This is a genomic window from Kitasatospora sp. NPDC052896, assembly GCF_044547075.1.
GTDB lineage: Bacteria > Actinomycetota > Actinomycetes > Streptomycetales > Streptomycetaceae > Kitasatospora.
Genome location: NZ_JBITZU010000006.1, coordinates 195,621 through 218,578, shown reverse-complemented (window position 1 = coordinate 218,578; position 22,958 = coordinate 195,621). Strand labels below are relative to the sequence as shown.

The following is a 22,958-nucleotide window of genomic DNA, read 5'->3' as shown; positions in this document are numbered from 1 at the left end:
CGGCGCCCGTACCTCAGCCGAGTGACGCGGTGGCGAGCTTGGCGGCGAATCCGAGGAACAGCGACCCGACGCCGGCGGTCATCGACGCCGCCAGCCGCTTGCGCCGGCGGAACACCGCGGCCAGGCGGTCGCCACCGAGGATGAGCGCGCTCAGGTAGGCCAGGGAGAAGATCTGCACGATCGCCCCGAGCAGGGCGAACGCCTCGGCCGGGTGGGCGGCGTGCGGATCGACGAACTGGGTGAAGAACGCCAGGAAGAACAGGATCGCCTTCGGGTTGAGCAGGCTGACGATCAGGGCCTTGTGGAAGGGACGTTCGACGCCGGCCTCGGGCCGGGCCTCGGCCGGTAGTCCGGTGCGGCGGCTGCGCAGCGCGCGTATCGCCGAGCGCAGCATGCCGATGCCCAGGTAGGTGAGGTAGCCGGCGCCGAAATACTTGATCACGTCGAAGGCCGCGGGCGAGCGTGCCAGCAGCGAGGCCGCGCCGAGCGCGGTGACGGTGATCAGCGTCGTGTCGCCGAGGAACACCCCGAAGGCCGCCCGGTAGCCGACCCGCACCCCCCTGCGGGCCGCCACCGAGAGCACGTACAGCGAGTTCGGTCCTGGCAGCAGGACGATCAGCAGCGCACCCAGCGCGTACTCGGGGAGGTTGAGGGTGCCGAACATGTCGAGGCCTTTCGGGTCGCCGTCTTCTTGATCACCAAGTGTCACAGTGGCCCGGCGAAACCTGAAGGGGTGATCACGGGCGCTCCGGCCGCACCACCGGAAGTGCGGCGCACTTCGGTGGTGCGGGCGGCGTGCCGATCGGGCCGGCTCCCAGGACCTCGCACCGCGGTGCGAGGTCCTGGGGTACCCGACTCGTGGGCGAAGGGGCGGGAGCGGCAGGACTGCGGTCATCCGTGCTGGCCGGGCTGGTAGTCGCCGGCGGGCTGGCGGACCATGACGTTCCCGCGGTTGAAGGCGTTGATGAGGGCGATGGTGCACACCAGGGCCGCGAGCTGGTCCTCGTCGTAGTACCTGGCGGCGTTCGCCCAGGCCTCGTCCGTCACCCCGCCGGCCGCGTCGGCGAGGCGGGTGCCCTGCTCCGCCAGCTCCAGGGCGGCGCGCTCGGCGTCGGTGAACACCGTGGCCTCCCGCCAGGCGGCGACCAGGTTGAGGCGCGTCGAGGTCTCCCCGGCGTGCGCGGCGTCCTTGGTGTGCATGTCGACGCAGAAGCCGCAGCCGTTGATCTGACTGGCGCGCAGCTTCACCAGTTCCCGCGTCGCGACCGGCAGGGTCGACTCCGCGAGCACCTTGTCCGCCGCGACGAGGTGCTTGCCGAACCTGGCCGTGACCCGGTTGGTGAGGACGTTCAGTCGGGCTTCCATCGTGTGCTCCTTGTCGTTGTCCGCTGGTGCCCTCTAAGACAGGGCACCCCGGCAGGCTGTGACAGGAGTGGATGTGACGTGCGTCTCCCCGTCGGGTGCCGACAACCTGCTGACCGCGGCGGCACGGGCGGGCCCGCCTCCGCTACCCTGCTGAACGCCGTACGGATCTTCGGAGTTGACGAGGACGGAGCTCGGCCGGAAGTCTCGGTAAACGGGCTGGAGGGAGGGGTTCCATGCCGGAACCAGCAGGTGTGGCGGACGCGGCCGGCTACCGGCCGCTGCTGTTCTCCATCGCTTACGGGATGACCGGATCCGTGGGCGATGCCGAGGACATCGTCCAGGACGCCTTCCTCGGCCTGACCCGGGCGCACCAGGCGGGGACCGCGATCGCCGACCTGAAGGCGTACCTGACCACGACGGTGACGCGGCTGGGCATCAACCACCTGCGTTCGGCGCGGGTACGGCGGGAGACGTACGTGGGCGACTGGCTGCCCGAGCCGGTCGTCGTCTCCGGAGACCGGCCGGGACCGGCCGAGCACGCCGAGCTGACCGACTCGCTGTCGATGGCCTTCCTCGTGCTGCTGGAGGCCCTCTCCCCGGTGGAACGGGCCGTGTTCATGCTGCGCGAGGCCTTCGGGTACGGCTACCCGGACGTGGCAGGGATCACCGGCAAGTCCGAGGCGAACTGCCGGCAGATCTTCGCCCGCGCCAGGAAGCGCATCGCCCCCGGAGGGCGGCCGGTCGACGGCGCACCGGCGCGGCGGGCGGAGGGCGAGCAGCTCGCCCGTAGGTTCTTCGAGGCCAGCGCGGGCGGCGACCTGGGCGCGCTGCTCGGCATGCTCGCACCCGACGTGGTGTTCCACGGGGACGGCGGCGGCAAGGCCCGGGCGATCGGGAAGTCGCTGGCCGACCCGCGGCGCGTCGCACAGCTGCTGGTCGGCGGGTTCCGCCGGATCCGGATGCTCGGTGTCTCCCCCCGGCCGGCCTGGGTCAACGGCCGGCCGGGCGCAGTGATGTACGACGCGGAAGGGCGCGTGGCCAGCGTGCTCGAACTCGACATCGCTGACGGCCTGATCCGGGCGATCCGCTCCGTTTCCAACCCCGACAAGCTCGGCCACCTCGGACCGGTGTCCGAGGTGGCCCGGCTGCCGCAGAGGTGACCCGCCCTCACTTCGCCGTCAGTGGCTCCACAGAGGCCCGCACCGCTGGAGCCCGCAGTGGCAACGCGTTGCTCTCCGCACCTTCGCGCGCCTCCGCTCCCGGGGTGCCGGCCGGCGAGTTCCAGGCGACCCGGCCGGTTCCGTCCGCCGCATCGTTCAGCCGTCCCCTCGGGGTGGGCGGTGCTCGACATCGCGCAGGACCGGAATCGGCGGCCGCGCGGGCGGCGGCCCGGTTCAGGGGCGGGTGGTGTCCTGCCGCGTCACCAGCTCCAGGAACCGCGTGCCCGCCTCGGTGACGTCGGCCGGGGTCCACTCCAGCGCGGGGGCGCCGATGGTGACCTCGGCCATCGCCAGCCCGGGTGCGGCGTCCCGCCATCGCGAGACGAACCAGGTGCCCTCCTGCTCGGCCAGCGCGAGGTGGGCGGCGTTCAGGGCCTGTGCGGAGTGCGGGAGCCAGAGCTGGAACTCGTTGGTCTGCGGCCGCGCGGGATTGATCCGGGCGCCGGGCAGCGCGCCGAGAGCGGGGGCGAGCGACCTGGCCTGCCGCACGTAGTCGGGCAGCCGGGGCAGGACGGTGTCCAGACCGTACAGCGCGGCAACGGCGGCGGGCCACTGCTGGTAGAGGGTACCGCCGTGGCGGTGGCGCCAGGCACGGGCGTACCCGGCCAGCCCGGCGTCACCGACCAGCGCGGCACCACTGAGCCCGTGCAGGTCCTTGTAGAAGGACACGTACGTGCTGTCGGCCAGACCCGCGATGACGTCGAGTGGCTTGCCGAAGTGTTCTGTCGTGCTCCACAGCCGGGCACCGTCGACGTGCACCCGCGCGCCGGTCGCCCGCGCGGCAGCGGCCAGCTCGGCCAGCTCGTCCCAGGTCGGCAGCAGGTAACCGGCGTCCCGCAACGGGAGTTCGACCGTCAGTGTGCCGAACGGCTCGCCCAGGGAGGCAAGTTCGGCGGGTGTGGGGATGCGGTGCTCGGTGGTGGGCCACAGGCCGCGCAGGCCGGTCAGCTGGTTGTAGGCCTGCCGCTCGTGGACCTCCAGGTGGCTGAGCGGATGCAGGGCCACCGCACGGCGGCCGGTCAGCTCGGCGCCGTAGCGCAGCGCGACCTGCTGGGCCATCGTGCCGGTCGGGAAGAAGACCGCCTCCTCGGCGCCGAGCAGGCCGGCGACCCGTTCCTCCAGCCCGCGCACCGGGCCGTCCGTGCCGTAGACGTCGGGCTGGACGTCCAAGCCTTCCAGGTCGGCGAGTTGGGCCAGTCGCTCACGCATGGTGGCCATCCGCTCGCCGGAGAGCAGGCGCTGGCTGGTACGGCTGGCGGCGAACCGTCGCTCCGCCGTGGTCCGGGAGTTGTCCATCCGGCGATTCTCGGCGGACCGCTCCGCTGTGGCCAACCGGTTTTCGGGGCGACGGTCCGGACGCCGTCGTCGAGCGCGCCCAGGCGAGGGGCGGGCAGTGGTCAGCGGCTGGACGCCCGGTGCCCACGTGCCCGGCGGGCGGTGAGGCGGTGCGCAAAGGGCTCAGGGCGTTGATCTCCGGGAGGGGGAATGACCTGCTGGCGGCGGGCAGCGAGTCGAGGTCCGGTGACCCGTCACGCGGTCACCGCCCCCGGTGTCCCGGGAGGTGCGCCGGGCCGCCATCCGGCCGGCATGGCCCTCCGGTGTGCCACATCGCGAGCGCTACAAAAGGTGCCCATATGGATACTGAACGTATGCGCATCGAATATGACCCCGCCTCGATTCGGCCATCAGCTGGTCGCGGCGGACCTCCGCAACGGCCATTGCCTCGGGGTCGTCGAAGTCGCAGGCGAGGAAGGCAGCGATCTGGGCGATGGACCGGGCGTGCCGTACCGTCCACTCGAACTCCTCGCCACCCGAGCCGGGTTGGCCTTGCAGCGAGGCCAGGGCCTGCCGGGCACTGACCGCCGGGCACTGACCGCCGGCCACTGCCGCTCCGCCAACGGTCCGCCCATGTAACGGAGGGCGCATGTAACGGAAGGCGCACCCCGGCCACGGCTTCGGGACCTCGGCGGAGCCCAGGAGGGCTCACGGCGTGTCACACAGGAGCGGCGCGATACGAAGCAGCGCCCACCGCGCTACCGTCCCGCTACCGGAATTCGACCCGGCGCTACTCCACCGATACTCCGGAAAAGAAGAATGGCTGCCCGCCGGGACATTCCGGAGGGCAGCCGTTCTGGTATTTCCGCGGTCAGTGCGGTCTGCTCAGTCGCAGTTGAATCCGCGGGTGCCGGAGACGATGGTCGTCCCCTGCGGATTCTTCATGACGAAGGTCGCCTGACCGCATCCGCCGCGAGCCTGGTAGACCGGGCCGGCGTATTCCCTGTAATTCCCGTGGTCAGTGGTGCACGGAACGCCGATGTAGTTGGAGCAGAGGGTGATGCCCATGTACTTGGACTCCTGCGAGTAGCTGCCCTCGGCGAAGAGGATGCCGCAGGTGGGAGTGTCGGACGAGTACTGACTGCCCGGGCCGCCCTTGCTGTACAGGTACAGGGTGGCCATCGGGACGCCCTTGCTGTCCTTGAACTGCTCCGCTTCGCCGATGTTCGTGTAGCCACCGCAGAGGGTGGCCGCGTGGGCCGCCGCCGGGACGCCGATGACCGAACCGATCGCGATCACCAGCGGCGCGAGCATCTTGAGGATGCGAGTCTTCATTCTGTTGTTCCCCGTCTCTGAAGCCGTGTCACCCGGCGGATGACGGCTTGAGTTTGGCGACGTTGAAACTCGGTGTCAAGTGCGGGAAAAGTTCGACTGAGTACCGCTATTGTTTCCTCGCCCGGCGGCCGACCGCCGCGGCGTCGAATTGTCCCGTTCATGGGACCCAAATAGCCCTCAGAGGTATCAGTGCAACACATAGTGAGGGCGGGGCCACCGCCCCGCCGCTCCTCACGCCTGCGCCGCCGGACGTATCCGGTGCTCGCGCTGGCCGGCCTGCTCGCCTCCGTGCTGCCCGGCACGGTGGCGCGGGCCGATTCGCCGTCCATCACCGCGGCCGCCGGCGCGCCCGCCGGCGCGGTGCCCGCCGCCACCGACCGGGTGGCCGCGCCGGACAAGACACTGGCCAAGGGCTGGCAGACCTCCGCGGACCGCGCGGTCACGGTCTCCGGCGACGGGCAGGGCCTGCACGTACTGGCCGCCGACAGCAGCCAGGCCTACGCCTGGCGAACGGTGGCCACGCTCGAAGAGCCGGGCTTCGACACCGACCAGTGGATCGGCAACTCCTGCGTGACCGGTTCCGGTCAGCGCGCCGTGGTGGTCTACGCCCCGCGGGAGTTCACCAACGACCAGCAGCTGATGCGGCGCGGCGGCTTCGCCGCGATCGTGGACCTGACCAGTGGCCAGGTCACCAAGCTACCCGAGCAGGTCTCGCTGGCCTACTACGACCCGGGCTGTGGCACCGGCGAGAGCGCGGTGCTGAGCCAGAGCGACGACCACGACGCCCAGACCCGGCTGCTGACCGTCGACACCACGACGGGCAAGGTCACTCAACAGGTCACCGCGGCAGGGCAGTTCACCTCACCGGTGCCGGTCGGCGGCAGCATCGTGGCCGCCCAGGCCGGCACGCTCACCAAGTTCGACGCCGCGGGCCACGCCAGCAGCGTGGCCGCCACCACCGGCTCCGCGTTCGACCTGCACCCGGACTCCGCCGGTGGCCTCGACTACCTGGACGCGGCGGACGGCACCACCCGGGTGCACTCGTTGACCGCCGGCAAGCAGACCACCGTCGCCTCCGGCGCGCTGGGCACCGTCCAGCTCCACGCGGGCAGCGACGGCCGGGTGTTCCTCACCGGCAAGCCGCAACTGAAGACCAAGCTGCCCACGGGGATGACGCAGCTCCCGGTCGCCCCGGACGCCACCGTCTCGACGCACGGCGCGCTCGCCGTGGACACGGCCGTCTCCACCGACGTGCTGGCCCACACCCAGAACCCGCTCGCCCCCGAGCCGCGTGGCCAGCAGCCGGCCCAGGTGAAGATCCACACCGAGGTACCGGCCACCAAGCAGTCGGTGGACTTCAGCGTGGCCCCGAGCCCGGCCAAGGCGGGTGGCACCGACACACCGTCACCAGCACTGGCCGCGCCCTCCGCCACCGCCCCGGCGTCGTCCGCGGCGGCAGCGCCACGGGCCGCGACGGCACCGCGAAGCGCGGCAACGGCGGCGGTTCCCAGCGGCTCGCCGACCTCGACCATCGACGACGATCGGGGCTGCGCGATTCCGCGCAACGACCCGGCGGAGCAGGCACTGCAGCCCACGCCCAACCAGGTCGAGTGGGCGGCCGACATGGCCATCCGGGGCGACCTGACCAGCAACTGGCTGAACCAGGGCGGCTGGCGCAGCGCCGACGGCCTGGGCACGGTCAACCCCCAGGGCATGTTCCCACTGCCCGCGCTGACCGGCGGTGGCCGAATCCCCGCCCAGGTCCTGCTCGGCATCATGGCGCAGGAGTCCAACCTCTGGCAGGCCTCCTCGCACGCGGAACCCGGCGAGACCGGTAACCCGCTGGTCGGCAACTTCTACGGCAGCCTGCCGTACGACCCGAACTACCCCGATCTGGTGTGGCAGATCGACTGGAACACGGTCGACTGCGGTTACGGCATCGGCCAGCAGACCGACGGCATGCACTCCGGCAACTGGCTGCGCACCGGCGACAAGGTGTGGCCGGCCGCCCAGCAGAAGGCCGTCGCACTGGACTACGCCTCCAACATCGCGGTCGCGGCGCAGACGCTGGCCGACAAGTGGAACGAGCTGCACTCGCCCTCGCTGCCGGCACCGATCACGATCAACAACGACGACCCGTCCAAGATCGAGAACTGGTTCGCCGCGGCCTGGGACTACAACGAGGGCTTCAACTCCTACAGCGCCACCGGTCCTTGGGGGCTGGGCTGGGGCAACAACCCGGCCAACCCGATCTACGACCAGAACCGGCTGCCGTTCCTCGACAACAACCACTACGCGGACGCCGCCAGCCCGCAGAAGTGGCCGTACGAGGAGAAGGTGCTCGGCTGGGCCGCCTGGCCGATCAACACCGGGCTCTCGTTCGACGACACCGGCAAGCCCAACAACGGCAACACGGCGGGCTACTCGGCCGCGTGGTGGATCAACTCGGCGGACCGGGAGACCGTGAAGCCCCCGCTGTCGGCGTTCTGCAACAGCACCAACGGGTGCGACTCGACCAACCCGCCGAAGTGCACCGTGCTGAGCTGCTTCCAGAGCCTGTGGTACACCAAGGCGGCCACCTGGAAGGACTGCAGCACCGACTGCGGCAACGAGTACCTCACGTACAAGACCCTGCGGGTCGAACCGGGCAACGGCAGCATCGACCCACCGGACTGCGCCAGCTCGGGTCTGCCCAGCGGCTCCCTGGTCATCGACTCGGTGAGCGGCGCCGTACCACCGATGGCGGGGCCCTGCACGAAGTGGTGGACCGACGCCGGCACGCTCGGCTTCACCTTCCTGGCCGACTCGTCCAACCACTACGAGGCCAAGGAGGACCTGCACCAGATCGGCGGCGGCTTCGGCGCGCACTTCTGGTTCGCGCACACGCGCAACGATGACCACAACGGCGCCTGGATGCAGGTGAGCGGCGCCTACAAGCTCAACAGGAGCATCAACGCCTGGACCAGAGTGATGGTGCACGTGCCCGACACCGGTGCCACCACCGGCCAGGCGACCTACACCGTCCACCTGGGCAACGGCACGGTGGAGTCCCGCGTGGTCGACCAGCACTGGAACATGAACCGCTGGGTCGACCTCGGGGTGTTCGACTTCGTCCCGGGCTCGGACTTCCAGGGTGCGGTGCTCACCAACACCGCCGAGAACGGCACCGCCGACGACGACATCGCCTGGGACGCCATGGCGTTCAAGCCACTGCCCGCGAAGCCCAAGGACTTCGTGGTCGCGATGGGCGACTCGTACTCCTCGGGTGAGGGGACCGGCACCTACTATCTCAACACCGACGTCGACGGCGGCAAGACCTCGGCCGACCTCTGCCACCGCTCGCCGTACTCCTGGTCCCGCCAGTCCACGTTGGCCGACTCCAGCCAGACCATCGGCGCCCGCGCGGACGACCCGAACAACACGGACATGGACTACCAGTTCATCGCCTGCTCGGGAGCCCGTACCCAGAACCTGCTCTCCGTCTACTCTCCCAAGAACGCCTTCGGACTCGCCGGACAGGACGAGAACGGCGAACTGCCGCAGATGGACCAGGGCTACCTGGACGACAACACCACGCTGGTCACGCTCTCGGTCGGGGGCAACGACTCGCGCTTCGTCGGCGTCCTCGAGCAGTGCATCAAGAGCCTGGTCTACGACGACTGCTCCGACACGACGATGGACGGGGACACCTCCTCGCTGGCGACGGCGGAGCCCGCTCTGATCAACGGAAAGGTGCGGCAGTCGATCACCGAGGTGCTGAGCGAGATCCATGTGCGGGCGCCGAACGCCAAGATCCTCCTGATGGGCTACCCGCCACTCTTCTCCGCCCTGGGGACCTGCATCCTCCCCAAGATCACCACAGCCGTGATCGGCGCCTACGGCATCCCGGGCGTGGGTGGTGTCCTCGGGTCGGTCGCCACGGTCGCCGAGATCCTGGCGAGTCGGTACATCGTCCCCGACGCCGCCTGGATGGACCAGACGGGGACGACGCTCGACGCCTCGATGAAGGCCGCCGCGGCGACGGCGAGTGCGGACGGGATCAACGTCACCTTCTCCGATCCGTCGTCGGCCTTCGCCGGCCAGGCCGTCTGCGGGAGCCCGCAGACGATCAACGACCTGGTCACGTCGGACTCGCCGGGAGAGAACGGAAAGATCCCCTCCCAGCAGTCCTTCCACCCGACCGTCGCGGGGGCGGCCAACTACGCCAAGGCGGCGGACGCCACGCTCCGCACCATGAGGATGTGACGGTAGGAGAACAGGAGACCGGCGACTGCCGGAGACCCGCCGCCGCGGCGATCACCGGCCCTCAGGGGCCGATCGCCGCGGCGGTTCCCGTCACCCGCGTCACGCGACCAGGGCCGCCGGCCGGCTGGTGGAGGTAGCCGGCCATCTCCAACTTCCGTGCCACGTCGGGGTGGTGCTCGTGACGTGCGCCGATCCGGAGTCCTGACACCTTCGAGTCACGCCGGCTCAGCGGGCCGGTGCCGGCTCGGCCCGCGTTCCCACCGCGCTGCGGTCCAGGAGCAGCAGGGCGAGGTCGTCGGCCTGGCAACGGATCTCCGGGATGGCGGTGGTCTCCAGCAGCTTGCCGCGCCGGAGCGACCCCAGCGTCCACAGCGGTGCCGGCGCCCGGTCGCCCGCGGGGCGCAGCTGGCCGTGGGCGGTGGTGTCGAAGCCGCCGCCGACGGGGGCGGGCGTGCCGAGGCCGGCGTCGAGCAGGCCGGTGACCAGGGGGTCGTCGATCCGGGTGAGGTCGGCTTCGGAGCCGGTGCAGTTCAGCACCGCCCCCACCCGCAGCCGGCGGCCGTTGTCCAACCGGACCTCGACGACATCACCGGGGGTGCCGGTGGCAGTCTCGGCGTCGGCCACGGTGCCCCGGCCGATGCTGACCAGACCCGCGTCCACGGCGGTGCGCAGGGCCCTGGTGCTGACTGGCGGGATCCGGTGGCGGTGGGTCTCCCAGAGCCGGAGGTCCTGGGCCAGCAGCCGAGCCTGGTCGGCGGGTGGAAGCTGTTGCCACAGGGCGCTGGTGACAGGGCGGAGGCTGTCGACCCCCACCCGCCAGTCCCCGTGGACGCGGCGGCAGTGGGCGATCTGGCGCAGCACCGCCCGGCGCAGCCCGACCAGTCCCGAGCGGGCGTCGAGCTCCGGGGCGGCCGGGACGACGAGCGGGGTGGTGGCGTGCGGTTGGGGGACCAGGCCGTGCCGCGACAGCGCGTGCACGATTCGTCCGGGACGCTGCAGGCTGAGCGCCATGTCGACCATGGTCAGGCCGGTGCCGACGAGCAGGACGTCGCGGTCCTCGGGGACCGTGGTCAGGGCGCCGGGTGCCCAGGGGTCGGCCAGGAGCATCCCCGAGGCGCGCAGCGCCGGCGGTGCCCAGGCCAGACCGGGCGCGAAGTTGCCCAGGGCCAGCACCGCGGCGTCGACGTCGAGTGTCCGGCCGCCGCGGAGCCGCAGGCTCAGCGGCGCGGGGCCCGACTTCGGCCGGTGGGTGATGCCGACGACGCGGTCGGGCACCCGGACCAGGTCGGGGGTGTCACCGCGGTCGCTCGCCGCTTGAAGGCTCTCGGCGAGGTAGCGACCGAAGAGGCTCCGGGGCACGAAGTCGTGCTCGCCGCCGCGGTCGCCGAGCCAGCGCACGAAGTGGCCGGGGTCGTCCCGGTGGGCGCTCATCCCGCCGGCCGGGACGTTCAGCAGGTGGTGCGGAGCGTCGGTGCCGAACGCCAGTCCCCGGCCCGCGGGTTCGGGGTCGATGAGCCAGATCCGGGTCGGCCCCGGCCGGCCGGTGGCCATGTTGCGGAGTAGGCGCAGCACCGTCAGGGTGCCGGCGGCTCCCGCGCCCACCACTGCGATGTCGTGAGAGGTGCGGCTGTGGTTCACAGGGAGTGCGTCCTTGTCCAAGCGGCTGCCCGCGGCCGGAAGGGGGTTCACTGCTCGCCCTCGGGCGCGCGGTAGATTCGGCGGATGCTGGTGCCCAGCCGGGCGATGTCCGCGCCGTAGACGTGGATCGAGATCGCCTTGGTCGAACAGGAGTTGCGCACCCGGTGGATGTCGCCGGGCGGCGCGAAGGCGGCGACCGCGCCGGTGGGGTTCACCACCTCTTCGGTCGGGATCAACCGGGACGTCCGTCCGTCGGTCATCAGCCGGTAGCGGCGTTCGCGCTCCTGCCCCTCGTGGACACCGGTGACGCACCAGGAGACGTGGTCGTGGATCTGGGTCCGCTGGCCCGGCAGCCAGACCAGCGCGACGATCGAGAAGCTGCCGTCCGGCTCGGCGTGCAGCACGTGCTGCCGGTAGCTGTCGGGGTCGCCCTCGCGCTGCTCGGCGGTGAGCAGATCCGCGGTGCCGAGGACGGGGGCGAGTGACTCACCGACCAGATGGGCCGTCAACTCCGGTGGCAGGCCGCGCTGGATGACCTCACGGATCCCGACGACGAGGTCGTCGATCCGCGCCGTGACCCTGGCGACGACTGCGCCGGACGCAGTGGGAGACGTCATACCGCCAACATCGGGCCGACCGTGCTGTCATGTCCAACAATGAATCATGACCCCCTTGCCAAGCAGGGCTTATGAATCGGGTGGCGCGCTGGCGAGTTGACCGGGGAGCACGGCATTGGTCACACTCCGTCGCGAGTTCGGCACGTCCCGTTGCATAAGCAGAAGTTGGGCCCCGGAGAACCGGCCGGCATCCTCGGGACAGCGCGACGTCGCGCGCCCACCGATCGGAACTCGGACTCGCGGTGACGCGGATCAAAGGATGAACTGCTCGACCGCGTTCGCGAAACCCTCCTCCTCGTTGCTCGTCGTGACCCGCCGCGCCGCGCGCTGAACCTCGGGACTGGCGTTGCCCATCGCGATGGACAGTCCCGAGTGCGCGAACATCAGCACGTCGTTGGGCATGTCGCCGATGGTGGCGATCTGGTCGGAGGAGATCCGGAGCTTGGCGGACCAGTACTTGACGACACCGCCCTTGTTGGCCTGCGGATGGGTCACATCGAGGTAGTAGGGCTGGGAGCGGGCGGCCGAGACACGATCGCCGAACCGCGCGCGAGCCGCGACCGCGGCCGCCTCGACGACCTGGTGGTCGCCGCTGACCCCGACGATCTTGGCGACGTCCTGCTCGAGCCCGTCGAAGCCGGGAACGAGCGTGGGCGTGAACCGCACGGTCCAGCTCTCGCGGTCCACGTGCGGCCCCGTCACGTCGCGGACGTACCAGTCAGCGCCCCGGTAGATCCAGACGCTCAGGCCGAACGACTCCATCAGCGCGACGGCCGGGGGCACCACCTCGGCGGGAAGGACCCGCTGCTCGACGACGGTCATGTCCGGCTCGACGATGAGACCACCGTTGAAGGCGGCGAGTTCGGTGGTCAGGGCGAGCGGATCGACGAGCATGGACATGCCGCGTGGCGGCCTCCCGCTGGTCACCGCGAAGAGGATGCCAGCGCCGTGGAGCTTGTGGACCGCCTGGACGGCGCGGTCGGTCAGGACCTTGTCACCCGTGACCAGGGTGCCGTCGACGTCGGCGAGGAGCAGGCGGATCGTTGGGGTCGGCATGGCGCCTCCATGAACTCCGGTCGCGGCCGGCCCGGGCGGGGAGCGGCAACGACAGCGGGCGCGTGCCGCTTCATTATCCCCCGTGTTCCCTTCGCCGGCCCCGGATCACAGCCGGGCCCCTGTGCCGCGGGCCCGTCAGGCATCACCCACGGCATTCAGATCGACTGCAAACATGCAGCGGCTCCAAGTTTTTCGTGGGCCGGCCAGGGTCGAGGACAGGCCGAGGACATCGCGGCGACGATCGGCCACGCGGAAACGGGTGGACGGCGCGGACGCGAGAAGGCCGCCACCACGGCCACTCCCCCAACCGATCACCGACCCCGAGCAGACCACACGCCTCGACGTACGTCGCGTATCAGGCACCGCTGCAGGTTCACGATGTCCAGGGTCTGCTCCACCACCCACCGCTTCGGCTGGGGCACGAAGCCCGTGTCGGCCGCGTTCCGCTCGACGATCTCCACGTCGATGCCCAGCGAGGCGCTGTGGGAGACGACCGTGGTCCTGGAGCCCTGGTCGATCAGGGCCTTGCTGAGGTGGCCGCGCCGCGGCGCGGACCCCGGCCGTACGGTCAGGGCTGATCCGCGGTCAGACGGCTCGGCGGGCGGCCCGGAGCCTGCGAGCTGCGGATTGGGTCGCTCTGCCGCAGTGAGGGTACAGTCACAGGCAGTGCTGATCCTGGGGGGTGCGGTGACAGGGCTAGAGATCGCGGTGGGGTATCTGTTCGCGTGGGCGGTGCGCAAGTCCAAGCGGGTGGCCGGCCGGGCGGACGCGGAGGTCGACCGGGGGCTGGATGCGGGGATAGACAAGCTCCACGACCTGGTCAGTCGCAAGCTGGGGCAGGATCCGGCACTGCACAAACTGACCGAGGAAGCCGAAGCGGGCCAGGAGCAGCCCAGTGACCGCACCCGGCGGCGTGTGCAGCTCGCGCTGGAAGACGCAGCAGAGCAGGACCCCGGTTTCGCCGAAGCCCTGGAGCGGGCGGTGAGGCACCTGCAGGCCCAGACCCCCACCGCCGGTGGGGTGTCGGCGGGAGACGGCGGTCAGGCCGTGGGCGGGAACGTGAACATCCGCGCCGATCACGGCTCTGCTGCCGCGTGGACCATTGCGGGCAACGTCACCCTCGGTGGCCCGGCGCAGCCGGAGGCGGGAAACCCTACGCCGCCGGGTCCGCAACAGGGCTGAGCGCACCCGGCACCCCGCAGAGCCGTTCCGATCCTGGTCGAAGCACCAGCATCACCGCCGACCACGGCGGCATCGCTGCCGGTACCGCGCAGATCAACATCTACCCCGCGCCTCCGACTGGCGACAGGCACGGGAAGGTGGTGAGCGTGCCGCTTGGTGAAGTCACGGACGCGTATGCGGTCGAGCACCTCGGAGTGCGGCAAAGCACCGCCACAGCCAGCGACAACACCGGCGTGCTGCCGCCCTACATCCGCCGGAACCACGACGAGGTACTGGAAGGCGCCGTACAGGAGGCGCAGGCCAGCAGTGTCATGCGCGTGCTGGTCGGCGGTTCCGGCTGCGGCAAGACGCGCGCTCTCCTGATGTCGCTGCGCTCCCTGCGATCGGAGCCGGAGTGGCGGCTGTGGCACCCCCGCTCCGCCGAGCAACTCCGCGACACGCTCGCGCGGGACCAGGTGGCGCCGCACACCGTGATCTGGCTGAACGAGTCCGACCGCTACCTCCTCGCAGAACCGGGCGAGCAGGCCGGCGAAGAACTGCGCCGCCTTCTCGCCGAGGGCCCCAGGCCGGTACTCGTACTCGGGACCCTGCGGACCGACCACCACCACCAGCTGACCGCCCGCCCCGCTCCCGCGGCCCCTGACCCCCATGCCCAGGCCCGTGAACTGCTGGCCGGCCGGTGCATCACTGTTCCGGACGAATTCAGCGATGCCGACCTGCGGCGGGCAGCGGAGCCTGCCACCGATGACGGAAGGCTGGCCGAGGCACTGCGGCACGGTGGGCGGCGGATCACCCAGTACCTGGCCGGTGGCCCCACCGAAGCCTTGAACGAGCCCGTGCCGGAGCCGCCGTCGGACAGCGCGCCATGGCTGCGGGAAGCGGCCGAAGGACTTGCCGTAAAGGTGTATCAGCAGTGGAACGCCGAGTGGGAGCGGCGACGTCTGCACCTTTCCTCTTCCTCGCTTGCCGTGCGCTTCCACAACGCCGCCGCAGGTCGCTTCGACCACTGGGCCGAAATCCGCAAGGCCCCGCCCGGGATGGATCCACCGCCCCTCCAACTGGCCGACCAGTTGGAGAAGATCGTGGATGTGTACAAGTCCGTCCCGTCCGGTCGGCTGGTGGTGCTCGGTGAGGCAGGGGCGGGCAAGACGGTCCTGGCCCTTCGCTTCGTCCTCGGCTTGCTGCATCCCCCGAACCCCGACCGCGGCGACCACGTACCAGTGATCTTCAGCTTCGGTTCGTGGGACCCGACCACCACCTCGCTGCGCGAGTGGATGTGCAACCAACTGGTGCGCGACTACCCCGACCTGGCAGCTCCAACCGCGGACGGCAGGAGCCTGGCCCGCGCCCTGGTCGACGCGGACCGGATCCTGCCGGTACTCGACGGGTTCGACGAGATCGCACGCCATCTACGGGATGAGGCGCTCCAAGTACTCAACGACACGAGCATGCCGCTGCTGCTCACCAGCCGCCCCAAGGAGTACGGCAAGGCACGGACCGTGCTCAGCGCCGCCGCCGGCATTCAACTGGACGGCCTCGCCCCGCGCGACTTCGCCGACTACCTGCGCCGCACCAGCCAACCGGCCGCAGGCGGAGGCCTGCACAGCACCGTGTGGGAACCGGTCCTGGCCCAGCTGGGCGAACGGCCGCGCAGCCCGGGCGCGAAGAACGTCGCCCTGGCGCTGACCACTCCGCTGATGGTCACCCTGGCCCGCACCGTCTACAGCGACGCCCCCGGGGTCCACAGCGACACCCCCGGACCCGACCCGCAGGATCTACTGGACACCACCCGGTTCCCGACCCCCGAAGACGTGCAGAGCCATCTCCTGGCCGCATTCGTCCCCGCCGCCTACCGCCAACCACTGACCGGCTCAGGCACCGGCCGCCGCCGGCGCCGGCACTGGGACCCCGAACGGGCCGAGCACTGGCTCGGCTACCTCGCCCGGCACCTCGTCCAGCGGGACAAACACGACCTCGCCTGGTGGGAACTGGGCACCACCATGAGCCTGCCGTCGCGCACGCTCCTCATCGGGTTCCTCGGGGCACTTGCCTTCGGGGTCACGACCGCGATCGGGAACCTGCCCGTGGACCTGGTCGCGACCTCGCACGGGCTCGGGTTCGCGCTCGTGCGAGGACTCGTGGTCGGGCTCCTGCACGGCCTGGCGGCCGGAACGGTCTGCGGGCTCGCGCACTGGTTCGCATCCAGACGAGAGGACCTCAAACCGTCGCCGGTACGCCTGCGGATCCGCGGCGGGACCGGCAAGGCCCGGGGCAGGGTCCTGCGCGGGTTCGTGATCGGTCTGGGGGCCGGGCTCACGGCGGCGCTCGGACTGGTACTCATCGACCGGGTCGTGGTCGCCGCGCTCGGCCTCGACGACGGCCTCGGGGGCGGGGTCTCGGGCGTGCTCACGTTCGTTCCCGGTGTCGGTCTCGGGGCCGGGCTCGTGCTCGGGCTCATCGCCCTGCTGGAAGCTCCCATCGCGCCCGAATCCGCCGTCCGGCCCACCGACGTGCTGGACACGAACCGCAGGAACGTGGTCGGCCGTCTACTCGTGTGGGCGCTCGTGTTCGGCCCCGTGCCCGGGTTCATCGACGGGCTCACGCACGGGCCGGTGCGCGGAATCGAGTTCGGGCTCGTATTCGGGCTCGAGGGCGCGTTCGCCGGCGGGCTCGGGTACGGGCTCGTCCTGACCGCATGGGGCCAGTGGGCGGCCCTGTGCCGCATCTGGCTGCCGCTGACCGGGCGGCTGCCGTGGGCACTGGTCGCCTTCCTGGACGACGCCCACGAACGAGGAGTGCTGCGCCAGGCCGGCGCGATGTACCAGTTCCGCCACGCTCGGGTCGAGGGCCACCTGAGCCGCGCCTTCCAGGAACGTAACGAACCTCGCCGACCGGGTTCGCCAGACACGGCCGGTGCCGCACCTGGCCCGCGACCAGGGGACCGTCTCGCGCCCGGGGATACCCACCAGTCGTCTGCCACTGCGAATCACGACTGAAGAGCCGATGGAAGGTGGATCATGATTTCCAGGCGCAGCACGGGAAGGGCAAGGGCGCGGATCACCCTTGGGGTCGCGACGGCTGTCGGGGCCGCGGGCGGAATCGTGGGAGTCCTCGGAACCGGAACCGCGGCTGCGCAAACGGTTTCCCCCACACTGTCGTACACATGTGTGTTTCCGTACATCGGCGCCCAGCACCTCTCGGTGAGCATGAACGCGGACGTCCCGAGCTCGGTCACCGTCGGTGAGCCCAGCCCGAAATTCGGCATCTCAGCCGTGACGACGGCGCCCAACGGCCTCGCGCAGGGGCTCGGCTTCTTCGGGGTGAGGATCATCGAGGGCACGGGCCAAGCCAGCATCACCGTGACCGCGCCGCAGGGCGACATCCCCGTCAGCGTGCCGGCCACCATCGCCAAGACCGCCCTCCCGCCATCCGGTCCGTTCGACATCGCGGCATCCGGCACCGCGCCATCACTCACCTTCAGCCAGCCGGGCAACGGGAAGATCACCGTCGGCGGCATCTCCCTGCACCTCATCACCGAGGATGCGAGCGGCAACCCGACCTTCGTGGGCAGCATCGATGTGTCGTGCACGCTGGACGGCGGGCAGAACAACGTCGCAGCGTCGTTCGCCATCACGCAGCCCCTCCAGACGCCCGCCCCGCCCCCTCCGACGCCCCTCCCACCCGGCCCGACGCCCGGCCCCCACACCTCGACGCCCGGCCCGGGACCGGTGCCATCGCCCGCCCCGACGCAGAGCACCGCAGGGTCCTTGACGCCGACGCCCCCCAGGCCCACAACGGCCAGCCCGAGCAGCTCGACCAGCTCGACCAGCTCGACCGTGTCCGGACCCCCGACTGGTCCGACCTCCACCGACCCCGTGCCGGGTCCGACCAGACCCCCGATCCGCCCTACGCCCGGTGGCCTGGGCACGACGGCCATCGCCCTGCTGGTTACGGGCGTTCTCGTCGCGGGCGCCGCAGCCTTCCGCTTCGGCTCACGGCTGAGGAACCGTCGCCGCACCGGCGACAGCGGCTGAGCCGGCAGATGGCACCCGGTGCCCGTGCACCGGACAGGCGACCGGGCAGCCCAAATGAGACACCGTCCGCGCAGGTCGGTCCTCCCGACCGAGCAAGCTCACATGTGTTCGTTGGGGGCAACGCTGTTGCGTTCAGCGACGGAACGTGGAGCGAACCCGGTTTCGAACATCACGACATCGATGCGGAACGCAACAGGTCTGTGCGATGGCCGGGTGCTTGCCGGCGTTCGGGCCGTACGTGCTGGTCGGGTTCTTGCGGCTGCGGGCCTTGACGCGCAGTCTGCCGGGCGGGCAGAAGGTCACGAAGGACACCCGACTTCGACAGCGGTGGGCACACGGGGTTCGGCACACGGCTGACCTATGGCAATGTAGTTGACCTCGCACGGCCACACGAGGGCGGCGGTGCAGGTTTGCTGACAAAGGCTGCGCCGGTCCAGAGCTGCGCTGCGGGTCTCCAGGCGGCGGGTCAACCGCCGTACGTGACCAGGTCCGAGGTGACGGTCGGCAGGGCGTCGAGAAGTTCGCTCTGCTGGCCGGTCAGCTCGCCGTCGGCGCAGGCCTTGTCCTGCTTGCGTAGCCAGACCCCGGGCCGGAACACGGGATCCGCCTCGCCGCCGGTGCGGTTGGCCGCGCCGGTGACCAGACGGCTCGCCGCGGCGGAACGTGCTGTACCGGATCAGCGCGCCGAAGCGCTGACATCGTCGCGGGGCCGACGAAGGGAGGTCTGACTCACTTCCAGATGATCCCGTTGCTGCCGTCCTGGGTAAGGCTCTGGGGGATGACGTTGGCCGGGTAGGTCGGGTGTAGTTGGAAGTAGCCAACGATGCCCACTGGCGAGGTAGCGTCGCACACGCCGTCGGTGTGGATGCAGAACCGCTCGACCGGGATGCTGCCGAAGTTGACGGGGCCGGCACCGGGGGAGGTGAACCCGAGGGCACTCAAACCCTTTGGGATCTTGGCCCAGATGCCCGTGTCAGGCTGCATCGGGTCGGCGTAGAGCATGCCGTCGACCTGCGAGCTGGGGATGTCGGTGCCGTTCGCGATCGTCTGGAGCACCTCGTCCGCGACCTGCCCGCCCTGCGAGTAGCCGGTGATCGTCAGGCGCGCGTTCGGGTGGGCGTGGTAGGTGTCCTCCGCCACCCTCAACGCGTTCTGGTAGCCCTGCTGCACGCTGGAGTCGAAGCTCGGTGCGGCGATGCTGTCGAGGTGCAGGCCGTCGGTGCCGATGAGCGAGCCGTTGGTGCCGATGAACGGGCCGGCGGTGGCCGGATAGCACACCGGAACGTAGCTGCCAGCCGGGAGCTGACTGTTCACAGCGTCGTAGGAGGAGGTGCACCAGGGTGCGGGCAGTGCAGCACCGGTCCCGCCGATCTCGATGTAGTAGTGCTCCGCGCCGGCCGCGTGCGCGGCGGCGGGCGCCAGGACGGTGGTGAGCGTCATCGCCGCAGCCGACGCGGCGACGGCCGTGGCGCGGCGGATGAGGCTGGTTGCCTTCACGTGATCTGCTTCTCCACTCAGCTGTGTTGGAAACGGGCCGGGTTCACCAAATCGCTCGCCAAGTATGGCCAGTCAGAAGGTAGTTGTGGAAGCTCTTTCTAGAAAAAGAGTTCTGCTCCTGGCCTCGATTCGTCAACCACCGGTGCCCGGTGATTGTCTCGGCGGTTCGCCCGTGATGTCCCCGATGCCTTCGGGGCGGGCCGTCGCATGACGTTGCGGTGACGCCGGGGTTCCACGGACCCGGGACTGCTCTCCTTCCTGCCCGTCGAGGTGATGGTCGGCGGTCAGGTGACGGTGGGGGGCGGTGAGCCGCTGCCGTGCGAGAACGAACACGGTGACCCAGGGCCAGGTGCGTTCGATTCACAAGACTTCGGCCCGACACCCCCGGGGCGGCTGCTCCAGCCCACCCGCTGAACTCACTCTGACCAGCGCAAACAGATCTGGTTCCCTGCGAAGCCGCAGGGAACCAGAACACGTTCCGCAATGCGATGAGGCTGGTCAAACCGACATTCCGTCACGGCAGCTGTAGATCGTGACCTTAGCGGGTCTGCGCTGGTCGGCCGGGGTCGGAGTCCGTGGGGCGTCGGTGGCTGCCGTGATCATGACGGGTTGTGACGCGCGATCATGACACGGCGGCCTCGGCCACCACAGCGCCTGAGCGGTGCCGGGATCGGCTCGGGGATCTGATGGGGCGGGTGGCCGGCTGCTTCCCGCGGCGGGAGACCCGCGCGACGTTCCGCGAGCTGACCGAGGGTCTGCTGATGGAGTTGGAGGACGTGAACTGCTGGACCCTGGCGGAGGCGGTCGGGCACAGCGGGCCGCACCGGTTCCAGCACCTGCTGTCCCGAGCGTCCTGGGACGACCAGCAGGTCCTGGACCAAGCCGCCGCCTGGGCGGTCCAGGCTCTGGACGACGGCGAGGGGGTGCTGATCGCGGACGAGACCGGGGACGCGAAGTCCTCCACCGACGCGGTCGGGGCAGGTCCACAGTACTCCGGCTCCCTGGGCGGCGTCGGCCTATGCCAGGTGGCCGTCCACCTCTCCTTCGCCAGCGGCCTCGGGCACACGGTCGTCGACCGGGCCCTGCATCTGCCCCGGGGCTGGGCAGAGGACGACGAGCGCCGTGAACTGGCCGGCGTCCCCGACGAGGTGGCCTTCACCACCAAGCCCGCCCTGGCCGCCGCGATGCTCACCCGAGCCGTGGCCGAGCAGCAGGTACGGGCCGGCTTCTGTCACGCAGCGTGGCCGGTCACACAACCTGAGCCAGCCCCCCAAACCGGGATCTACAGGCCACGGGGGAAGGGGATCAGTGACAAAGCCTGTCAATGGACTCCCCCAACCGGCGGATCGCTGTGGTCGCTCCGTGGCTCAAGGTCCTATCATCCGGTATGTGCGAGTTGACCCCAGAAGGTTTGAGAGCCGTCTCCAAGGGTTCCTAGAGACGGCCGAAGACGGTGTCTATCTGATCGTCGCAACTCTACTGATTCTGCTCGCGGTACTGCTGACCGTGGGAGTCTTCACCGACCTCGTCCACGAACTCAGGAGTGTGGGTTCCTACGACGCAGCGACACTGTCCGCGCTGGACAGCAGCCTGGTGCTGTTCATCGTGGCGGAGCTGCTGCACACCGTCCGCCTCACCATCAGGAACCGCACACTCGACGCGGAACCCTTTCTCATCGTCGGCCTGATCGCCAGCATCCGCAAGGTACTGATTGTGACCGCCTCGCCAGATAAGACGTTCAACTGGAACGTTCAGGGAATCGAATTTCTGGTCCTGGCAGGGCTCCTGAGCGTCTTGGTACTGGCACTCTACTGCTGGCGGCGCGCCACGAGACCGGAAAGCTTTCGTACCCTCGAATGATCAGCTGGATCCACCTGTCGGTGACCCAGCATGAAGAGCTCCCAGAGGGCGTTTGATGTGAACGGATTGCCCTTTATGCCCTGGCAAGTTCCTCGCCAGGCCGGTGTGGCTTCGTCTGTTATGCGCTTGGCGAGATTCTCGATCGAGGCGATGTGGATCACGACTTCGAAGACTGGGAGAGTCTCGTAGTCGCGACGAGCCGGCGATGCATCGTGATCCATCCCAGACTTCGTTCGACTACCCAGCGCCTTTTCACGACATGGAAGCCGCGGACGTCGGATTTTCTTGTTTCACTGGCTCACGCCACAGGGTTGGCGCGAGGAGGCCGGAGGGTGGCGTTCCACCGCTCTTGGGCAGTTCTAATCAGTCCTGGCTTTCGCCCGGATGCGTGTCGTGGTGAATACGGCGAGGGCGACTGCGAACAGTGTGATGATGAGGCCGCCGAGGACAAGGCTGGAGCGGGCGCCTAGGGTTTGCGCGGTCCAGCCAGCTGTGAGGGAACCCAAGGGAGTGCCACCCAGCAGGGCGAGAAGGTACAGCGATAGGACACGGCCTCGCATCGTGGGAGAGGCATGGTATTGGATAAGGACGTTGGCAGTGGTGGTCATGATAGCTGCAGAGAAGCCGACGAGAACAAGCACCACCGCGAAGGCGCCTATGGTGGGCATGAGTCCGACGGCTGTTTCAAGGAGTCCGAACACTATGGTGCAGCGCAGCAGATCCTGGGTGGTGGGAACGGTGCGGCCGCGAGCCTTTTGCAGTGCGCCAAGAAGTCCGCCGAACCCAAATGCACTGACCAATGCCCCGAAAGTGGCGGCATCGGCGCGAAACACTTTCTCTGCCATAAGTGGAATGGTGACTTGGAAGTTGAGGCCGATGGTACCGACTACGCCGGCGATGATGACCGGCAAGAGCAGGCTCGGATTGATCCGGATATGATGCAAAGCTGCTCTGAGGGGTGTCGTTTCCGGCTGGGGGCGGGTCTCGTGGCGTCGCAGGGCGGCCAGTCCGGCCACGACCACGAGGTAGGTGGCGGCGTTGATCAGGAAGACGGGGCCGGTGTCGATTGCGACGATGGCTACGCCTGCGAGGGCGGGGCCCAGGATACGTGCGGTGTTGAACTGAGCAGAGTTGAGGGAGACTGCGGGCAAGATACGGTCACGGCCAACCAGTAAACCGATAAGGGCGTGGCGGGCTGGGCTGTCCAGGGCAGTGACCGTACCGAGGGCGAATGCGAGGGCGTAGACGTGCCATAGGTGTATCGATCCGGTTGCGGTCAGGATTCCCAATAGCAGTGCCTGCAAGCCCAGGAGGCTTTGTGTGATTAGCAGCAGTCGGTGTTTGGGATAGCGGTCGGCAAGGATTCCGCCATAGAGTCCGAGTAGAGTCTGTGGCAGAAACTGCAGGGCGGTCACGATGCCGAGAGCAACGCCGTTGTTATGGGTGAGGCGGAGGACCAACCAGCCCTGGGCGGTCCGCTGCATCCATGTACCTACGTTGGACACCAGTTGTCCGGTGAGGTAGCGGCGAAAGGCGCTGTTTCTCAGTACGTGCGTGGCATACGGCCCACACGAGGTTGCAGTGGGGTTGTCCGCATCCGCACTGGCCGGGGCCGGGACGGTGCCCCGGTTACG

The 22,958-nt window shown here is 69.6% G+C and carries 17 protein-coding genes and 1 pseudogene; 7 read left to right on the top strand and 11 right to left on the bottom strand.

The window, feature by feature from the left end; translation table 11 throughout:
* Nucleotides 1-13 precede the first annotated feature (13 nt).
* Nucleotides 14-664, bottom strand: coding sequence for a leucine efflux protein LeuE (gene leuE, locus ACIGXM_RS15615; RefSeq protein WP_396560999.1), 651 nt, complete (start codon nt 662-664; stop codon nt 14-16).
* A gap of 227 nt (nt 665-891) precedes the next feature.
* The gene (locus tag ACIGXM_RS15610) at nt 892-1,365 is read right to left on the bottom strand and encodes a carboxymuconolactone decarboxylase family protein (RefSeq protein ID WP_396560997.1); all 474 of its coding nucleotides are present in this window, start codon (nt 1,363-1,365) and stop codon (nt 892-894) included.
* 233 nt (nt 1,366-1,598) lie between these two features.
* Here ACIGXM_RS15610 and sigJ point away from each other — a divergent pair, with 233 nt between their 5' ends.
* Entirely contained in the window at nt 1,599-2,525 is a 927-nt protein-coding gene (gene sigJ, locus ACIGXM_RS15605; protein WP_396560995.1) for an RNA polymerase sigma factor SigJ, read from the top strand.
* Nucleotides 2,526-2,759: 234 nt separating this feature from the next.
* On the opposite strand, the gene ACIGXM_RS15600 is transcribed toward sigJ, so the two are convergent.
* Together ACIGXM_RS15600 and ACIGXM_RS15595 are read right to left on the bottom strand one after the other, a co-directional pair.
* Entirely contained in the window at nt 2,760-3,881 is a 1,122-nt protein-coding gene (locus ACIGXM_RS15600) for a threonine aldolase family protein (protein ID WP_396560993.1), read from the bottom strand.
* A gap of 864 nt (nt 3,882-4,745) precedes the next feature.
* Entirely contained in the window at nt 4,746-5,195 is a 450-nt protein-coding gene (locus ACIGXM_RS15595; RefSeq protein ID WP_396560991.1) for a hypothetical protein, read from the bottom strand.
* Nucleotides 5,196-5,453: 258 nt separating this feature from the next.
* On the opposite strand from ACIGXM_RS15595, the gene ACIGXM_RS15590 reads away from it, so the two are divergent.
* Nucleotides 5,454-9,440, top strand: a complete 3,987-nt coding sequence (locus ACIGXM_RS15590) for an SGNH/GDSL hydrolase family protein (protein WP_396560989.1) — start codon at nt 5,454-5,456, stop codon at nt 9,438-9,440.
* A gap of 225 nt (nt 9,441-9,665) precedes the next feature.
* On the opposite strand, the gene ACIGXM_RS15585 is transcribed toward ACIGXM_RS15590, so the two are convergent.
* From ACIGXM_RS15585 to ACIGXM_RS15575, 3 genes are all read right to left on the bottom strand, one after another.
* Nucleotides 9,666-11,078 carry an FAD/NAD(P)-binding protein gene (locus tag ACIGXM_RS15585; RefSeq protein ID WP_396560987.1) on the bottom strand — a complete coding sequence of 471 codons (1,413 nt, stop codon included), beginning with the start codon at nt 11,076-11,078 and terminating at the stop codon, nt 9,666-9,668.
* A gap of 47 nt (nt 11,079-11,125) precedes the next feature.
* A complete protein-coding gene (locus ACIGXM_RS15580) occupies nt 11,126-11,695 on the bottom strand; it encodes a cysteine dioxygenase (protein ID WP_396560985.1) in 570 nt (189 codons plus the stop codon).
* Between the two features lie 252 nt (nt 11,696-11,947).
* Nucleotides 11,948-12,751 carry a Cof-type HAD-IIB family hydrolase gene (locus tag ACIGXM_RS15575; RefSeq protein WP_396560983.1) on the bottom strand — a complete coding sequence of 268 codons (804 nt, stop codon included), beginning with the start codon at nt 12,749-12,751 and terminating at the stop codon, nt 11,948-11,950.
* A gap of 666 nt (nt 12,752-13,417) precedes the next feature.
* Between ACIGXM_RS15575 and ACIGXM_RS15570 the strand changes: the two genes are divergently transcribed.
* The 3 genes from ACIGXM_RS15570 (at nt 13,418) to ACIGXM_RS15560 (ending at nt 17,967) form a co-directional block, all read left to right on the top strand.
* Nucleotides 13,418-13,933 (top strand): hypothetical protein, encoded by a 516-nt coding sequence (locus ACIGXM_RS15570; RefSeq protein ID WP_396560981.1) that lies wholly within the window; start codon nt 13,418-13,420, stop codon nt 13,931-13,933.
* 146 nt (nt 13,934-14,079) lie between these two features.
* Nucleotides 14,080-16,929, top strand: coding sequence for an NACHT domain-containing protein (locus ACIGXM_RS15565; protein ID WP_396560979.1), 2,850 nt, complete (start codon nt 14,080-14,082; stop codon nt 16,927-16,929).
* Between the two features lie 21 nt (nt 16,930-16,950).
* Nucleotides 16,951-17,967 carry a DUF6801 domain-containing protein gene (locus tag ACIGXM_RS15560; RefSeq protein WP_396560977.1) on the top strand — a complete coding sequence of 339 codons (1,017 nt, stop codon included), beginning with the start codon at nt 16,951-16,953 and terminating at the stop codon, nt 17,965-17,967.
* A 466-nt stretch (nt 17,968-18,433) separates the two neighbouring features.
* On the opposite strand, the gene ACIGXM_RS15555 is transcribed toward ACIGXM_RS15560, so the two are convergent.
* Nucleotides 18,434-18,565 carry a hypothetical protein gene (locus ACIGXM_RS15555; protein ID WP_396560975.1) on the bottom strand — a complete coding sequence of 44 codons (132 nt, stop codon included), beginning with the start codon at nt 18,563-18,565 and terminating at the stop codon, nt 18,434-18,436.
* Between the two features lie 131 nt (nt 18,566-18,696).
* Nucleotides 18,697-19,464, bottom strand: coding sequence for a PE-PPE domain-containing protein (locus ACIGXM_RS15550; protein ID WP_396560973.1), 768 nt, complete (start codon nt 19,462-19,464; stop codon nt 18,697-18,699).
* A gap of 695 nt (nt 19,465-20,159) precedes the next feature.
* Between ACIGXM_RS15550 and ACIGXM_RS15545 the strand changes: the two genes are divergently transcribed.
* Complete coding sequence (locus ACIGXM_RS15545; RefSeq protein ID WP_396560971.1) at nt 20,160-20,864, top strand: transposase; 705 nt, start codon at nt 20,160-20,162, stop codon at nt 20,862-20,864.
* Complete coding sequence (locus ACIGXM_RS15540; protein WP_396560969.1) at nt 20,854-21,324, top strand: phosphate-starvation-inducible PsiE family protein; 471 nt, start codon at nt 20,854-20,856, stop codon at nt 21,322-21,324. Before ACIGXM_RS15545 ends, ACIGXM_RS15540 begins: the two co-directional genes overlap by 11 nt.
* Nucleotides 21,325-21,410: 86 nt before the next feature.
* On the opposite strand, the pseudogene ACIGXM_RS15535 reads toward ACIGXM_RS15540, so the two are convergent.
* Nucleotides 21,411-21,610 (bottom strand): annotated as a pseudogene (locus ACIGXM_RS15535) (IS5/IS1182 family transposase); the annotation flags it as partial.
* Nucleotides 21,611-21,683: 73 nt separating this feature from the next.
* Complete coding sequence (locus tag ACIGXM_RS15530) at nt 21,684-22,871, bottom strand: MFS transporter (RefSeq protein WP_396561270.1); 1,188 nt, start codon at nt 22,869-22,871, stop codon at nt 21,684-21,686.
* Between the last annotated feature and the right edge of the window lie 87 nt (nt 22,872-22,958).

What these genes read in the sequence shown, in the direction of transcription:
- leuE (WP_396560999.1), bottom strand. Translation starts at nt 664, where the DNA reads ATGTTCGGCACCCTCAACCTCCCCGAGTACGCGCTGGGTGCGCTGCTG.
- ACIGXM_RS15610 (WP_396560997.1), bottom strand. Translation starts at nt 1,365, where the DNA reads ATGGAAGCCCGACTGAACGTCCTCACCAACCGGGTCACGGCCAGGTTC.
- sigJ (WP_396560995.1), top strand. Translation starts at nt 1,599, where the DNA reads ATGCCGGAACCAGCAGGTGTGGCGGACGCGGCCGGCTACCGGCCGCTG.
- ACIGXM_RS15600 (WP_396560993.1), bottom strand. Translation starts at nt 3,881, where the DNA reads ATGGACAACTCCCGGACCACGGCGGAGCGACGGTTCGCCGCCAGCCGT.
- ACIGXM_RS15595 (WP_396560991.1), bottom strand. Translation starts at nt 5,195, where the DNA reads ATGAAGACTCGCATCCTCAAGATGCTCGCGCCGCTGGTGATCGCGATC.
- ACIGXM_RS15580 (WP_396560985.1), bottom strand. Translation starts at nt 11,695, where the DNA reads ATGACGTCTCCCACTGCGTCCGGCGCAGTCGTCGCCAGGGTCACGGCG.
- ACIGXM_RS15575 (WP_396560983.1), bottom strand. Translation starts at nt 12,751, where the DNA reads ATGCCGACCCCAACGATCCGCCTGCTCCTCGCCGACGTCGACGGCACC.
- ACIGXM_RS15560 (WP_396560977.1), top strand. Translation starts at nt 16,951, where the DNA reads ATGATTTCCAGGCGCAGCACGGGAAGGGCAAGGGCGCGGATCACCCTT.